Annotated in this window: 14 protein-coding genes; 11 read left to right on the top strand and 3 right to left on the bottom strand. The window is 57.1% G+C overall.

All coding sequences use genetic code 11. The features are described 5' to 3' along the window. Positions 1-2 precede the first annotated feature (2 nt). From QO002_RS29220 to QO002_RS29210, 3 genes are all read right to left on the bottom strand, one after another. Positions 3-1328 carry an ABC transporter substrate-binding protein gene (locus tag QO002_RS29220; protein WP_307236711.1) on the bottom strand — a complete coding sequence of 442 codons (1326 nt, stop codon included), beginning with the start codon at positions 1326-1328 and terminating at the stop codon, positions 3-5. A gap of 90 nt (positions 1329-1418) precedes the next feature. Next, positions 1419-2432 (bottom strand): SIS domain-containing protein, encoded by a 1014-nt coding sequence (locus QO002_RS29215; protein ID WP_307236707.1) that lies wholly within the window; start codon positions 2430-2432, stop codon positions 1419-1421. A 170-nt stretch (positions 2433-2602) separates the two neighbouring features. Further along, positions 2603-3625, bottom strand: coding sequence for a LacI family DNA-binding transcriptional regulator (locus tag QO002_RS29210; protein ID WP_307236704.1), 1023 nt, complete (start codon positions 3623-3625; stop codon positions 2603-2605). A 605-nt stretch (positions 3626-4230) separates the two neighbouring features. Between QO002_RS29210 and QO002_RS29205 the strand changes: the two genes are divergently transcribed. The 11 genes from QO002_RS29205 (at position 4231) to QO002_RS29155 (ending at position 13418) form a co-directional block, all read left to right on the top strand. Further along, on the top strand, positions 4231-4389 hold the full coding sequence (locus QO002_RS29205) for a hypothetical protein (RefSeq protein WP_307236701.1): 159 nt from the start codon (positions 4231-4233) through the stop codon (positions 4387-4389). Between the two features lie 289 nt (positions 4390-4678). Then, the gene (locus tag QO002_RS29200; RefSeq protein ID WP_307235900.1) at positions 4679-4882 is read left to right on the top strand and encodes a cold-shock protein; all 204 of its coding nucleotides are present in this window, start codon (positions 4679-4681) and stop codon (positions 4880-4882) included. A gap of 155 nt (positions 4883-5037) precedes the next feature. Then, the gene (locus tag QO002_RS31070; protein WP_370878625.1) at positions 5038-5244 is read left to right on the top strand and encodes an SDR family oxidoreductase; all 207 of its coding nucleotides are present in this window, start codon (positions 5038-5040) and stop codon (positions 5242-5244) included. Positions 5245-5711: 467 nt separating this feature from the next. Next, on the top strand, positions 5712-6626 hold the full coding sequence (locus QO002_RS29190; protein ID WP_307236698.1) for a LysR family transcriptional regulator: 915 nt from the start codon (positions 5712-5714) through the stop codon (positions 6624-6626). A gap of 140 nt (positions 6627-6766) precedes the next feature. Further along, positions 6767-7834, top strand: coding sequence for an ABC transporter substrate-binding protein (locus QO002_RS29185; protein ID WP_307236695.1), 1068 nt, complete (start codon positions 6767-6769; stop codon positions 7832-7834). 54 nt (positions 7835-7888) lie between these two features. Then, positions 7889-8695: an ATP-binding cassette domain-containing protein gene (locus QO002_RS29180; RefSeq protein WP_307236691.1), complete on the top strand. Its 807-nt coding sequence runs from the start codon at positions 7889-7891 to the stop codon at positions 8693-8695. Between the two features lie 34 nt (positions 8696-8729). Continuing rightward, positions 8730-9938 carry a sugar ABC transporter permease gene (locus QO002_RS29175; protein ID WP_307236688.1) on the top strand — a complete coding sequence of 403 codons (1209 nt, stop codon included), beginning with the start codon at positions 8730-8732 and terminating at the stop codon, positions 9936-9938. Between the two features lie 62 nt (positions 9939-10000). Next, positions 10001-10879 (top strand): sugar phosphate isomerase/epimerase family protein, encoded by an 879-nt coding sequence (locus QO002_RS29170; RefSeq protein ID WP_307236686.1) that lies wholly within the window; start codon positions 10001-10003, stop codon positions 10877-10879. A gap of 54 nt (positions 10880-10933) precedes the next feature. Continuing rightward, complete coding sequence (gene iolG, locus QO002_RS29165; RefSeq protein WP_307236683.1) at positions 10934-11929, top strand: inositol 2-dehydrogenase; 996 nt, start codon at positions 10934-10936, stop codon at positions 11927-11929. Then, complete coding sequence (locus tag QO002_RS29160) at positions 11814-13043, top strand: Gfo/Idh/MocA family protein (protein WP_307236680.1); 1230 nt, start codon at positions 11814-11816, stop codon at positions 13041-13043. The genes iolG and QO002_RS29160 overlap by 116 nt, the downstream gene beginning before the upstream one ends. Before the next feature lie 60 nt (positions 13044-13103). Continuing rightward, positions 13104-13418, top strand: a complete 315-nt coding sequence (locus QO002_RS29155) for a Dabb family protein (RefSeq protein WP_307236677.1) — start codon at positions 13104-13106, stop codon at positions 13416-13418. Positions 13419-13436: the final 18 nt, after the last annotated feature.

Raw genomic sequence — 13436 nt, 5'->3', positions numbered from 1 at the left:
TCCTACTTGGACGAAGCTGCCGCTTCCTTGACCCGTTGCATGACCTCTTCCGGGGTCATAGTGCCGCCGACCAGCGCTTGAAGACCGGATAGCCAGGCGGCGGCCACGCGCGGTGGATTTGCCGTATCCAGCCACGGCATGAGATAGGAGGAGTCAGCGATCACCTTCAGTCCGTCGACGACGGCCGGGTTCATGGTTTCGGCGGAATAACCGCCGACCGTCGCGCTCGGTTGGCCGTAGGGCGGAGCCGACAGGACCCTGCCGTTTTCAGGAGACGTAGCGAACCGCATGAAGTCGATCGCGAGTGGAATGTTCTTGGAAGCCGCGCTGATCATATAGCCTTCCGGCGCCCCCTCGATGGATTTGACGTCACCCTTGGCATCCTTCGGCGCCGGCAGCTTGAAGAATGCAAAGTCCTCCCGCTTCAATGCACCTTCTACCGTGCTCTGGTCGAATTCGATGATCTCCTGATAATACATTGCCGCCTTGCCGCTACCGAACTGCTGTATGGCGGAGGCATAGGAGGAACCGTTCGTTCCGGCGCCGTCCGAGCATTGGTCGATCAAATTCTTGAACTGCGTCAGGCTGACGACATAGCCGGGATCGGCAAATTCGGCCGTGGCCGGGACAAAGTCCTTTTCGAGGGTCGCCTGCGGCACATTGTAGGCGAGCAGTTGCCCCGCATAATGAACACCGGGCCAGCCTTCTTTGTTGCCGAAGGAAACCGGCGTGACGTCGGACTTGCGAAGCGTCGCGCAGGCGCTTAGCAACTCCTCAAAGCTCTTCGGTTCGGAAACGCCCGCCTTTTCGAATAGGCTCTTGTTGTAGCCCATGAACTTCGCGTCGAGGTAGAGCGGGATGCCGTAGAGCTTGCCGTTGTACTGGAAGGCAGAGACGGCTGCCGGGGCGAGCGTCTTGCCCCATTCGGTGTCCGGGCCGATGACCGGCGTCAGGTCGACAGCCCGGTTGCCGCGCACGAAATTCTCGCCCCAACTGCCTGTCCAGGTGAAATAGACGTCCGGCAGTGAATTAGACGCGACCAGGGCCTTCGTTTTACCCTTCACACTGTCGTCGCTCTCCTGGATGAGTTCAACCTTCACGCCGGGATGAAGCTTTTCGTATTCCTGCGCCGCTTTGACGAAGAACGGAGAAAGCTGCTGCAGGCCGAATTTGGTCAGCACGCTGATCGTGCCCGAGTATTCGACCGCCGCATTGGGGTCGGCCACGACGGAGTCGGCTGCGTAAGCGGGGCTGACGCCGCCTATGGCGAATGCGGCCACAACGAGAGACCCGAGGCTCGTTGTGCTTAGAAACGTGTTGGTTTTCATGTCGCAGTTCCTCTCTGTTATCTTCGCTTCTTAGGGGGCATGCAAAACGCTGAAAATCCGATCCGGGGCTATCGCCGGACCGGGGAAGCCTTAGTATTCGACACGTTTGTAGTAGCGACGCGTCGTCAAGGGATGATCGCGCAGGACTTCCAGATGGGCGCTCAAGCGTTCCAGCATCGTCGCTAGGATGACTGGGGAAATCAGGCGGCGGGTCCTAGCGGAAATGCCCGGAAGGCCAGCTGACGCCGCATCGATGACGCGCACCTTATCCGTGTAGCGCTTTGCGAAATTTTCCACCCGGTCGGTGAGCGGCCGGAATGCATCCTCGCCCTTGAAGATGAACAGGCTGACCCCTGGCTCGACCAGTTCCAGCGTGCCGTGGAAGAAGTCGGACGCTTGGACTGGACGGGTGCGGATCCACTGCATCTCCTCAAGGATGCACATTCCGTAGTAATGGGCTTCCGGCCAAACAGACCCTGCACCGGTGAATATGTGGTAGGTCTCGTCCTTGATTTCATTGGCGAGGGAGGCGGCGTTCGCTTCGTAGCTTTCCTTCACTGAAACCAGCAGTTCCGGCAGCAGTCTGAACTCCGCGACCGTCGCGTCGAAATCGGGATACTCACCGCGCTCGGCGAGAAGTGCGAGCACAATAATCAGGGTTTGCAGGTAAAACGATTCAGAGGAAGTGTCATCTTCGGCAAAGTTCGTGAAGTTGTAGTCGGCGTCACGGCCGAGCGGCGTATCCTTGTGACCGGTCAGTGACAGGGTCTTCACGCCGCGTTCCTTGAGGAAGGCAAGCAACTGTACGCTTTCCTTGGTCGTGCCCGACAGCGAGGGCAGGACGACCAGCGCCTTTTCATTGAGACCGGCCGGCGGCTCCAGGACGACTTGAGCGGAATACGCCGCGGAAACCGGAAAAACCGTTGAACCGCGGGCAAGCTCAATGGCCGGTTGGGTGAGGAACTGCACGCCGCCGGTGCCCATGAAAAAAATGCGCTCCAGCCCGTCGCTGAGCAGATCGCGCATCAGGGTGCGCACGTCGTCAGCGATTGCGACTGCGCCGCTTTGTATCTTCACAAAGCGATCTCTATCGAAGTTGAGCATAAGGACCTTCCCGTTTTGCGCTCCGCGAAATCGCTTTCAAAGCGCGATGGCGTGCCTGCACAAATGATCTTTGAAACAATGTGAGATCGATCTCACATATATTTAACGCACAAGAGTCGTGGGCTGGCAAGTAGCACTCAAAATAATTTTTGGAATAGTATATCCGGCGCTTAACGGCCGCTTCGATGGCTCACGGAGCCTCGGACTACCAGCTTGGTTTCAAAGCGTATTTTTTGCATGTCGTTGCTTTTCCCCGAGAGTCTGTCGAACAACAGCCGGGCGGCCGTACGACCGATTTCAGACACGGGCTGTGAGACGACGGTTATCTGCGGATCGGTGAACGTGGCTAAGTTGAAGTCGTCGAATCCGATCAGGGAAACGTCATAAGGTATGGAAATGCCCATGGAGCGGAAGGCCAAAAGCGCGCCTTGGGTCATCAAGCTATCAACCGTGAAAAGGGCTGTGGGAGGGGTCTTCTGGCTAAACAATCGGATAGTCGCGTCGACCGCATGCTCTACCGTCGACTGAGAAACGGAGACTATCCTATCGTTGGCTTTAATGTCATTTGCAGAAAGCGCAGCGTGATAGCCATTCATGCGTTCGCGTGATGTAAAAATGCGCGCATTATCCTGCAATAGACCGATGCGGTGGTGGCCCATGCCAATAAGATAGTCAACGGCCTTGCGTGCCCCGCCCTCGTTGTCGACAGCGACACTATCGCATTCGACATCTTCCGCGACACGATCAACCATTACGATCGGCACATGTTCAGCGGTCAACCGCTGAAGGTGCGAATTGCCCTCGGCGGACGCCGGAGCGACAATGAATCCACGAATGCCCAAAGACTGAAGACTCGCGAGCAGCGAGATCTCTTGCTCAAGTTCTTCTTCGCTGCTGGCGATCACGAGGTTGTGCCCGCACTCACGGCATAGAACTTCGATATCGTGCGCGATTCGGGCGAAAAAGGGATTCTGAATATCCCCGAGGATGCAGCCGATGACGGGCAACCGCCCACCGCGTAACGCCTGCGCGAGGCGATTGCCGCGATAGCCGAGGGTTTCCGCAGCAGCCTGAACCTTGCGGCCGGTTTCGTCACCAACATAGCCGTAGCTGTTCAGGGCACGGGCCGCCGTTGCGCGCGACACATTCGCCAGCGCCGCTACATCTTTCAAAGTCGCCGGTTTCCGAACCATTTTACCCTTCGCGATCTTAAAAACAGGATCCCTCCAACATCCTCCTTGTAACTTCGGGTGTCCGGTCCGTATAGGTCATGTCGCTGCGAAATGCGTGGTGCCGAACCCGTGCCCTTGTGGGCGCTGGCGGGGGTGGGAGGAGCGAGACTCTCCTGCGCTATCAAGCGTTCTGGGCGGAAGGTGGCGAGCATCGGATGGCTCTGTCCGAATCCTCCACAACCTCATCGAGGGTCGAGGGGTGCGCCCGCCCCGGCTTGCAAGGCCTTTGATGCAAGCGGCAATCAAACCCTTTTGGGAAGCCTGATGGGTTGCAAGTTATGACGATTCGGAATCAAATCTAGATGCCTGCTGGACCTGATACCACCTGCGGTTCCTGGGAGCGATCGCCCACGGTCGTCTACCGGGCGGGAACCCCAACCTTGCTCGACGCATCGCGGGCGAAATCCACTTAGGGTGTGGGTTATAGACGGAGTCGGAAGGGCGCGCAGCGTTGCTTTTGCGGAGTTTACTCCCACATTCGGTCGGACTTGCCACGGGTTGCATGCCTTAACGAGGACCGAACTGCAGACCCGCGAACTCAATCGGTGTGGTCATAACGATGATTTATGGAACATATTTGGCCCGCACGAGCAACCGCCCTTTTCGGACATGGTGAGCTTCTCGACCGCATTTGGGGCGCGGAAAAGCTCAGTGATGAAGTCAGCGGTATAGGTCATGCCGGTTTGACGCTCAATCGCGCCGGTGCCATCGTAACCAAGGCATGATCGCACGCAATCCGGACATTAGGGCCCCTGCAGCTGATCTTCGCAAGGAACCCTAATGCCGGAGCGTTCGACTTCTACCGGCGGCTGAATATATCCATATGGGCTTGCCTCGCGTCAATGGTTGGCTCTGGCAGGAGTGCCCCGCTGAGTCAGCGGTAAGGACACCAAGATCAGGCAACAACCCCGATCAATTCTGCGACTGAATACGGTGTCCGGAGGTTGCGGTTAGGCCATGCGAAATCTATTCTGCCTGCAGCAGCACCGCCTGCACAGGAAACAGGGATTCAAAATGGCGACTGGTACCGTAAAATTCTTCAACGAAGACAAGGGATTTGGATTCATCACACCCGAGAATGGCGGTACCGATGTATTCGTCCATGTGTCTGCACTTCAGAGCGGCGGCTCGCTACGCGAAGGGCAACGAGTGAATTACGACGTCGGGCAGGATCGCAAGACGGGTAAATCCAAAGCTGAAAACGTCCGCCCAATTTAACTAAGTGAGGTGTGAATGCGCGAATTTGCGTCTTCACACCTCCACAACCGTATTGGAGGTCGCGGCGGGGAACCCGCCGATCTGAGCGCGCCGACAGTTGCGAACAGAGTGCCCAAAGGCGTCAATCCCCATTGGAACGTTGACAAACGTGGAGGTTGCAGCCCTCTCCCTCTACCCCTGCCTGGACCAAGACTCGCATTGTTCGCAAAGGTAGCGGACCCGACACCCAAAGCTCGATCATTCAACGCACTGCGAGCGTCGAGAAAATCGCAAATCTCGTGACCTACCTGGCATCGCCCTTGGCATCCGCAACGACCGGCGCTTCAATGCGGGTGGACGGAGGTCTGAACGACACGCTCTGACGAATCCCACCGATCGGCCACTGCATCGTCTTTGTCCGAGGTTGACTCCGCAATGCGCTGCAGTGGCGGGCAATTTGGCCGCCTTCATAAGCTCCTCTATTCTCGATCCTCGCCGACCTCGATGCCACGCATGGTAACCGGGGGAAACCACAGAGAGGGAAATACGGCTCTGCGGATTGTCGGCCGCGATCATACTGCTGGCCAATTTCTCGCTTTTAGATGAGAGGAACTTACTGCTGGGATCATGGCGTTTCAGCTTGCGGACGCCAACACGTCGTTCGGCGGCGTTTGCTCAAGCAGCACTGCCTCGTAAACATCTCTGACTTCAAGCTTGACCTGTTACAGATTCGAACGTGTCAATTGCGCACAGGAGGCACTTCCTACAACGCTCACGCAATTTGCCTTGCTATGTCACAATCCAAAAATGCAAAGTACCTGCTGAATATCGTTTGCATCTGGAAGCCAACATGGATCGCTGGACCGAGTTTCAGGTGTTCGTCAAAATCGCCGAAGAGAAAAGCCTGACGAACGCGGCACGGGCCCTGAATTTGTCTGTTTCCGCCATCAGCCGACATCTCATGAACCTTGAGGCCCGGCTTGGTGCCCGGCTTATCCAGCGATCAACACGTCAGTTGAGCCTCACCAGCGAAGGAGAGGCGCTTTTCACAGATGCGCGCGATCTCCTTGCCACTTGGGAAGCGGCGGAAGGGAACGTCACGGCTCGTTCACACGCGCCCACGGGACGGTTGCGTATTGGGGCATCCCTGTCGTTTTCCCTGCTGCATTTGATGCCCGTCGTGGCGCAATTCCGGCAACTCTATCCAGCCGTGTCAATCGAGATTGTTTCGTCCAACCGATACTATGACATCATCGAGAATGGCTTGGATCTTGCGATCCGCACCCGCCGGGTTGAAGCCGATAGCTCGATTACCATTCGGCGACTGGGCGAGACACGTCGACTTCTAGCTGCCTCTCCACAATATCTGGAACGACGCGGCATACCCACCCATCCTCATGATTTACTCGAACATGATTTGATCTTGTACACGCTCGCCGACAATTGGAATGAATTCCATTTTTGCAAGGGAGAGGATGCTGTCGTCATCAAGGTGGACGGTGGTATACTGGCGAATGATGGACAGTTGATTTGCCAGGCCGCGCGAGACGGCCTGGGTATACTGGCCCAGCCGACATACATCATTCAAGATGATTTAGATAAAGGCCGTCTGGTAAGGGTGCTGGACAACTGGGATTTGCCCCGACTTACGATGAATATCGCCTACCCCAGCAAGTCATTTGTCCCCGTCAGGACCCGTCTGTTCATAAATTTCTTGGCCGAACGTTTCCGTATGAACGATTTCGAAGCCATCTGGACGGTATGAGCATTTTTGCAATTTTCGCAACAATGTTTCCCAAAATGACAACTTTGTCTCATCCTGGGTAACTGTTAGAGGTTGATCACTGTCGCATTCACTTGCGGCGACAGATCACCAACATGCAGATATCAAGGGAGGATGATGGCATGAGAGGTATATTTACGACGCTTTTGGCCACGACGACGTTGCTCGCAGGGGCAGCATATGCGCAAGATGCGGGGAAGGTTTTCTTCCTGCTGCCCAACACCACGACCATCCGTTTCGAAAGCCGAGACGCACCATTTTTCGTTGAAGCCATGAAGACGGCTGCTCCGAATGCTCAGGTCGTTGTCCAGAACGCGCAGGGTGATCCGCAGCAGCAGCAACGTCAAATCGAAGACGCGATTTCCCAGGGCGCGAAATTGATCCTGCTGACATCGGCAGACGCCAACCTTATCGCAGGCGGACTTGCTGCTGCCCAGGCAGCTAACATCCCGGTCGTGCTCTACGACCACGATGCCGTTGGCGGCAAGGCAGAAGCTCATATCGTATTTGACTCACTTGCTGTGGGTCAGGCCCAGGGGAAGCGCGCAGCTGAAATGATCAACAAAATTGAAAAGTCGCCGGTCAAGGTGGCCCGCATCAAAGGAAACCAGGGCGAATACGGCACAGGACAGTATGAGAAAGGTCAGGACGAGTTTCTGAAGCCCCTCATTGCTTCCGGTAAAGTTCAGGTTGTTTGCGAGCAGTACACACAAAATTGGGATCCAACTGTAGCTCAGTCATTTGCAGAAGACTGCTTGACCAAAAACGGCGGCGACGTCGACGTCTTCCTCGGCATGAATGACGGCACGACCGGTGGCTCGGTAGCCGCGCTAATCAGTCAGGGTTTCAAACCGGGTGACAAGGTCGTCACCGGCGGACAGGATGCGACCGTCGAGGCACTGCGCTACGTTGCCCAAGGGTGGCAAGACAATTCCGTCCTGAAGGACCTCAAGGTCGAAGCGACCGAAGCCGCCAAGGTCGTTGCATCGATCCTAGATGGCAAAGGCGTTCCGAAGGAAATCGTCAATGGCAAGGTGAACAACGGGTTCATGGATGTCCCGGCCGTCCTGCTGCCTGTCGAAAACATCACTATCGACAATCTCGGCGAGGTGGTGAGCAAGGGCGTTTGGACCTGGAAGGAAATTTGCCAAGGCGTCGAGGACACCGAGGTTTGCAAGGCTAATATGTAAGCGAGATGGGGGCGGAGGCTCTGCCGCCCCTATCAATCTTGGGAGGATTGATTAATGACAGCACTGGCAGCCGAGCAGCCGAGCGCAGCTCGCAGCGGCGCGACCCCACTGGTTTCGCTTCGCAATATCCAAAAACATTTCGGATCTCTGCATGCGCTGCGCGGCGCATCTGTTGAAGTCTATCCCGGAGAGATCGTGGCCCTCGTCGGAGACAATGGCGCAGGTAAATCCACGCTGGTTAAGGTGATGGCTGGCGTCCACGCCGCGGACTCAGGCGAATATCTTTTCGAAGGCAAATCCGTCCAGGTGAAGAAGCCGACCGACGCAACGGCACTCGGCATTCAAACGGTGTACCAGGATCTTTCACTGTGCAGCAATCTTGACGCCGTGCAGAACCTCTTCCTGGGCCGCGAGATGACGGGGTCCTGGTGGGGAGGCGGACGTATCCGGCGTGCCGAATGCGAGGTTCGCGCACGCGAGCTGCTCACACGGATGCGGCTTGGCAATCTCTCGCTGACGCGGCCTGTCGGCGCGATGTCGGGAGGGCAACGTCAGAACATTGCCATCGCGCGATCAATTCTCGAAACGCCCAAGGTTGTTATCCTCGACGAGCCCACGGCTGCACTTAGTCATTCCGCCGCAGAGGGTGTCGCGACGCTTATTCGAACGCTGGCCGATCAGGGTCTCGGCATCGTTATCGTCAGTCACGATATTCACCACTTCGTCGTAAACGCGACTGACCGTATTGAAGTCATGCGTCTTGGAACCAACGTCGCCAGCTTCAAATCCAAGGATGTCACCGGCGAGCAGGTCGTGAACGCGATGGTCGGGGGCAATGAAGGCGTCAATCTTGCGGGCTGACTGCAAAGTCTCCACATATTCGAGGGAAATTCCGATGGCCAACATCATTATCGCGGAGGTGCCCGCAAAGCGCCCACGCCGAAGCTTTGGCGAACTTCTTTCCAACGACTTGCGCGCGCTGCCGATCGTCATCGGGCTTGTTGCGCTTGGGTTCTTCTTTGCCTCACAAAGCGACGTGTTCCTTACGTCGCGAAACCTCTCGAACCTGTTGATACAAAGTACCGTCGTCGGCATCATGGCATTGGGCTTGATGTTCGTTCTGTTGGTGAAAGAGATCGACCTCTCGATCGCGGCCATCAACGGCGTGACCTCCGTGCTGATGGCGAAATTCATCGTCGAATTTGGCGTATCGCCCTGGATTGCCGTTCCCGTCGCCATCCTGATCGGGGCTGCCATCGGCAGTTGCTCGGCGCGTTGGGTCACCTTTGTCGGGGTTCCGTCGTTCGTGGTGACGCTCGGGCTCGGACTGGCGTTGAACGGTCTTCAATTGATGCTACTCCCTGCAACCGCCCGCTATGGCCTACAGCAGACCGGCATCGAAATGATCGCCCTTACAAACATCAGCGGCGTTTGGGCCTGGCTCGCTCTCGTCCTCGGCATTCTCGCCTATGCGGGTCTGGTGGTGTCAGATGTCGCGCGTCGGCAAAGGGCCGGTTTGCAGGCGCCCTTCATGCAGAGCGTCGTCATGCCGATCGCCGCTGCTGCCGCTTTCGGGGCTGTTGTCGTGGCGATCCTGATATCCCATCAAGGTATCCCGCTCGTAGTCCTGATCGTCGCTGTCTTGCTGGGTGTTGGCGGCTACGTCCTAAACAGCACGCGGTTCGGACTTTACCTCTACGCTGTCGGTAACAACGAAGAGGCAGCTCGGCGCGCGGGCATCAAGGTTTCAACCATCAAGATGGCTGCCTTTGCGATCGCTGGCGGGATCGCGGCTCTGGCCGGCATCATCGGGGCGTCCCGCACACTCGGTGTCGGTGTTTTCTCTGGTGGCGGCGTCGGAGGCGGCACCCTGCTGCTTGAGTCTATCGCAGCGGCGGTTATCGGTGGTGTCAGCCTATTTGGCGGCCGCGGTTCAATCCATGCCGCGTTGCTGGGTGCGCTCGTCATCGGAACCGTCGGCAATGGTTTGAATCTGATGGGCGTCGAAAACGAAGTTCGACTGATAGTCACCGGGCTGATGCTTGTCCTGGCCGTATCAATCGACAAGCTGATCGAACGGGCCACCGGCCACCAGAGCTTCTGACGCAATTTTCCCAAGGTGCGAGCGCGCTAGGGGTAGCAATCGGCATAAGAAAGGCCGCTGAAATGAAGACTAAAGATATCGAACTCTGCGCCAGCTACTGGACAGTCAGCGGCGCCGTGCATCCGGGCTCACCGAGCGAGATCAGCCCCTTCTCTTTGAAGGATCGCGCTGAGGTTTGCGGCAGGGTCGGCTGGCGGGGCATGGGGTTCGTCCTTGACGACATGAATGCTTCGATTGGCCGATACGGCTTGCCGACCGTGCGCCAGATTTTTTCGGACAATGGCATTCGTCATGTAGAACTCGAGTTTCTTGTAGACTGGCATCTTGCCGGCGAGAAGCGTCTCGCGTCGGATGCCGCCTATGATCGCTTGCTTGACGTCGGCGCCGAACTTGGTGTCAAGAAGATCAAGATTGGCGGCGGGGTCTTCGAAGAGGGCGAGCCGGATATGCCGGTCATGCGAAGTGCGCTTGCCACGATCTGCGAACGGGCCGCGCCACTTGGCATCGATATCGTCATCGAGTTTCTGCCCTTCGCCAGCATCAACACCATCAAGCGCGGGCTGGCGCTCTTTGATGGGATCGGCACGACGAATGGCGGCCTGCTGGTTGATACGTGGCACATTCAGCGAGGCGGCATGACAGCCGACGATATAAGGCAGATTCCCCTCGAATTTCTGCGAGCAGTCGAACTCGACGACGCAGGTCCAGAAGTGCTCGGCTCGCTCTTCAACGATTCCACCCATTACCGTCGTCTGTGTGGCGAAGGCTCGATCGACATCCCTTCTCAGATCCAGGCCATTCTCGATGTAGGATATAATGGCTACTGGGGCGTCGAAGTGATCTCTGCCTATCACCGACACCTCCCCTTGGAGATCGCTGCGCAGCAGGCTTTTGACACGACGATGCAGCAGTTTCAGGCTGTTGAACTGCCTGCGGATTAACCAATCTGCCGCTGCGCAAACAGCGTCCAATACGAAAACATCAAGGACTTGAAAATGGTAAGAATTGCAGTTCTCGGCGCAGGACGCATAGGTAAGATTCACGCGGCCAGCGTGGCCGCAAATCCAAAAGCCACGTTGGTGGCCGTCGCCGATCCTTTCGCAGATGCCGCCCAGCCGGTAGCGGACGGATACGGCGCCGAGGCGATGACGGACGCCATGGCGGCGATCGAGCGATCAGATATCGATGCGATCGTCATCGGCACCCCGACAGACACCCATGTCGGCTTCATGATGAAGGCCATCGAACTCGGTAAAGCGGTACTTTGCGAGAAGCCTATCGACCTTGACATTGCCAAGAGCGAGGCCGCCGCCGTCGCGGTGGAGCGTGCCGGTGGCAAGGTGATGCTGGCCTTCAATCGCCGCTTCGACAGCACTTTCGCCGAAATGCGCCGCGCCATCGACGCCGGGCGTATCGGCGATGTTCGCCAGGTGGTCATCTCCAGCCGCGATCCCGGAATGCCGCCGCCTGCTTACGTCAAAACCTCCGGCGGCATCTTCAGGGACATGACAATTCATGACCTGGACATGGCCCGCTGGCTTCTCGGCGAAGAACCCGTGCTTGTAACCGCCGTTGGTTCTCGTCTGGTCGATCCGGATCTTCTGGTCCAGTATAACGATTACGATACGGTGATGGTGGTTTTGCAGACCGCAAGCGGCAAACAAGCACACATAAACAATTGCCGTGAAGCCGTTTATGGCTATGACCAGCGTGTCGAAGTGCTCGGTTCGATCGGCATGCTGACACAGGACAACCTTCGTCCTACCACAATGCGCGTGACCACGGCAGAGTTGACCGATGCCCGCGAGCCATTGCTGAACTTCTTCCTTGAGCGTTATGCACAGGCGTATCGCGCTGAGATGGACGCTTTCATCGATGCAATCCATGGCGACAAGCCAATGCCGACAACTGTCCGTGATGGTGTGCTGGCTTTACGCCTCGCCGAATGCGCAGTTGAATCCGCGCGAACCGGCCGCGCTGTCGCCGTCTAATACAAATGCAGGAAGGGAGATAACGGTCATGTCCTACGCTATCGGAAACGAAACCACATTTGGAATCGCTTGCCTCGGCATCACACACCCACACACGTCGGGCCGGGTGAAGGCGTTTCAACGGATGCCGAACGCGAAGGTTTTAGGCGCCTACGATGCGAGTCCGCTTCTTGATCCATTCGTTGAGGCCATGGGGATTGCCAAGCGTACCAAGGACGAAATTCTCTCCGATCCGGATGTGCACGCGGTTCTCATCCATCCTAAGAGCTACCTGATGGCCGACTGGGCGATGGAGGCGATGGAAGCAGGCAAGGCTGTGCTCTGTGAAAAGCCCGCCGGTCGAGGATCGGTCGATACGTCACGTTTAGTGGAATGTGTAGAGCGAACCGGGCAGCTCTGTCAGGTCGGCTATTGCTGGCGCTACGCGCCTTCGGTCGACAAGATGCAGGAAGTCCTCCAAGCCGGTCAACTGGGCAAGGTGCTGCAGGTTCGAGCGCATGCTGGTTGCTCGCATGGAGAAGCGGATACCGATCACATGCGCCAACCCGGCGACATCGGCGGCGCGTTCTACGTGATTGGCTGCCATACGATCGATCGCTTGCTGTTACACTTCGGAATGCCGCAGTCGGTGAACGCTCGGATCAGCAAGTTCGACGGCGTGATGACGCCGGATGCACGCGAAGATGCCGTTGGTGCTATTCTGAATTACGCCGACAAGCTGATCACAATCGACTTCATGTCGTGGGATCCGCTGCCCTGGACCGAAAGTTGGGACATCACTGCGTACGGGACGGAGGGTGTCATGCATTCCCGCCCGCTGCCTGCCTCCTACAAGCTCTATAGCACCGGCAAGACTGGCCTCCCCGAGGGCTGGACGGAATGGAACGAGACGAGCTTTCCCGAGATCTGGGCCGTTCGCAAGACCGTCTACTCGCCCGAAATCGCGGAGATCGGAAACCCTGTCTATTTCGATCGCGAGGCCGCAGCCTTTGCGAACTCCATCCGGTCCGGGGCGTCATCAAACGTGCCAGTGCATCAGGCCCACAATATCAACCGCATCCTGGAAGCGCTTTTTCAATCGTCGTCGCAGAACGGGACCGAGATCAAGCTCTAATCCTTAGAATGGCACAACGTCATGCCAGCCAAACCTCCTACGCGCTTTCGGGGTAGTACAATGATCAAGCATATCGTGATGTGGAATATGGCGGGCGATACCAAGGAGGATCGCTCCGAAGCGGCGAAATTTCTTCAAAGCCGCTTCGAAGAGCTACGGGGTGAAGTTCCGGGCTTGCTTCATCTTGAGGTGGGTCTCGATCATAGCAGCGTCGATTACGCCTGCGACGTCGTCCTTTACACCGAATTTGAGAGCCAAGAAGCTCTCGACGCCTATGCAACACATCCTGCGCATTTGCGGGTCAAGGGTGAGCTTGGGCAGATGAGGATTGCACGTTTCCAAGTCGACTACGCAGTCGCCGGAAGCTCTCTTTGAACGCGGTCTCGGGGATAC

Source organism: Pararhizobium capsulatum DSM 1112, assembly GCF_030814475.1.
GTDB classification, from domain to species: Bacteria; Pseudomonadota; Alphaproteobacteria; order Rhizobiales; family Rhizobiaceae; genus Pararhizobium; species Pararhizobium capsulatum.
The sequence above is the reverse complement of the archived record's forward strand: the minus strand, read 5'-3'. Positions and strand labels throughout refer to the sequence as shown.